This window comes from Edaphovirga cremea, from assembly GCF_003332275.1.
GTDB classification, from domain to species: Bacteria; Pseudomonadota; Gammaproteobacteria; order Enterobacterales; family Enterobacteriaceae; genus Edaphovirga; species Edaphovirga cremea.
The window spans coordinates 1-1,769 of the sequence record NZ_QOVA01000058.1 but is presented as its reverse complement, the minus strand read 5'-3'; the positions used below and the strand labels follow the sequence as shown (position 1 = coordinate 1,769).

Below are 1,769 nucleotides of genomic sequence, written 5' to 3'. Positions count from 1 at the left end.
GATTGTTAACACATTAATTATTGGCAGTGTTGTTTACTCTACTTATGGAACGGATTCTCCATGGCAAAAGTTATCTCAGGATGGGCAACTTCCTTATTGCTATTGGCACCGTCAGCCGCAACATATGCAAATGATGTCCAGATTGAATATCAGGTGCCCGCAGGGTTTTCCGAATCCGATCAGGACAAATCCATGCAGTTTCTGGCCACACTGGACGGTACGCCGTTGCCAGGGCCGGTAAGCTGGTCTGCAGAGAAAAATCAGCTCACGTTTGATGAAAACCTTTACCGCCAGAACGGTATCTCAGCCGGGCAGATCGCCACGCTGAACAAGGTGCTCCCCCAAATTCCCTATGCCGTCTGCGAAAATGGCTGTGACTACACCCTCAGTGGCCAGAACGTGTCGCTGGACAAGGTGAAAAAGTCCCTGACCATCAGCAATGGCAGTTCGCGCTACGTCCAACCCGTGACCATGTTGAGCTTTATCCACAACCAGTCGCTGGATTTGCGTGCGTCTTCGCAGGAATACCGTGCGGTGTCCGCTTTCGGCCAGGGCTACCTGGGGCTGCCCGCGCAGAGCTACGGCTACCTGAGCTGGTACTACAGCCAGAACCGAAACTACAACACCCGGCAGACAGATCAGGGGATCAGTACCTGGTATCTGCAGAAAAACTTTGCCTCCACCTACCTGCGCGGTGGCCGTCAGGACACCCGGGATGCGGCGGCGGGCAGCGTCAATACCTCGCTGAACCCGAGCTTTGACCAGTTTGTCACCCTGGGCAGCCAGGACAACCTCAACCAGGATAAAAAGTCAGCCGGCAAGCTGGTGCTGTTCGCCACCAGCGACGGTGACTACGAGTTCTACCGCGACGGGCGGCTTATCCGCCGGGTACCGGCGGTGATTGGCCGTAACGAGATTGACTACAACCTGCTGCCCGGCGGCTTCTACAGCGTGGAAATCCGCCTGGTGAACCGCAACGGGCAGGTGCTCAGCCGTGAGAACCAGCAGATAGCCAACGTCAACTACGGCACCGGCTCGGGCTGGTACATGACCCTGGGCAAGGAGCTGTACACCCAGCGGAACATCGTCAATGCCGGGGCCAGCTTCCAGAACACCTGGTTTGCCGCCAGCAGTTCGCTGATCAAGGGCAGCGGCAGCGCCTGGGCGCTGGAGAACAACATCACCCGGCCCATGCTGATCGGTGACCTGAACGTGGCGCCGACCGTGGGGATCATGACCGGTGAAAAGAGTACCGGCGGGTACGCCAGCCTGAGTGCCGGCAGCCAGACCCTGGGCTCCATGACGGTGTCGCAATACCAGAACACCTCGGTCTCCGAGTTTTACCAGGCCAGCAACAGCACCTCATTTTACTACAGCCGGCAGTTTGGGCCCACGCGGCTGAGTTACAACTACAGCCGCTATAGCCGCAGCGAACTCCACCAGTTGCAAAGCTCGTGGAATGCGCGGGGCAACGGGGTATGGGCGGTGATTTCCGCCGGGGTGCAGAAGGGCGGGTATAACCAGAGCGACAACAACTACGGGGTGTTCCTCAACACCACCATCATGCTGAACAACAGTAACGCCACGCTCAACGCGGCCTACGAGAATGACAAGCTGCACACCGGCGGCAGTTACACCCGCGACTTTGAAGACAGTACCGGCACGACCTACGCCGGGGCGGACTTCAGCGAAGTGGGCCGCACCAATGCGTTCGGCCTGACCGGTCGGCGCAGCGGCACCCGCGGTGACGCCTCGGTGCGTGTCGGGGT

1 protein-coding gene is annotated in these 1,769 nt (G+C 58.7%); it reads left to right on the top strand.

All coding sequences use genetic code 11. The features are described 5' to 3' along the window. Positions 1-60: 60 nt before the first annotated feature. A partial coding sequence (locus DRI82_RS23610) for a TcfC E-set like domain-containing protein (RefSeq protein WP_114196316.1) occupies positions 61-1,769 on the top strand: 1,709 nt, incomplete at its 3' end.